Raw genomic sequence first — 248 nt, 5'->3', positions numbered from 1 at the left:
CCAGCGGTTCGGACTACGAACCTGGCATGTAATGCCTGGAGGCGCCTGTGAAAAACACCCTATCAATCGCCTTGGCGTTGAGCGCATTGGCCCTGGTGAGTGCTGCCCAGGCTCAGAACGCCCCTGAGCCGGCTGAAGAGCAGTGGCAGGAGTTGCCGCGCAACACCACCATCTACGTTCCAGTACCGGCGCCGATCGCACCCTTATCCGCTCTCAGGTCGTGTTCCGGTCGCTATGAACGTGCGCGC

The 248-nt window shown here is 61.7% G+C and carries 1 pseudogene; it reads left to right on the top strand.

Going from position 1 to position 248, the window contains the following annotated elements:
- Positions 1-47: 47 nt before the first annotated feature.
- A pseudogene (locus SB756_RS33525) lies at positions 48-248 on the top strand (hypothetical protein); the annotation flags it as partial.

Origin of the sequence: Pseudomonas sp. SIMBA_068 (genome assembly GCF_046534705.1) — a bacterium.
Taxonomy (GTDB): Bacteria; Pseudomonadota; Gammaproteobacteria; order Pseudomonadales; family Pseudomonadaceae; genus Aquipseudomonas; species Aquipseudomonas putida.
Note: the sequence above shows the minus strand (reverse complement) of the source record. Positions and strands in the feature narration are given on the sequence as shown.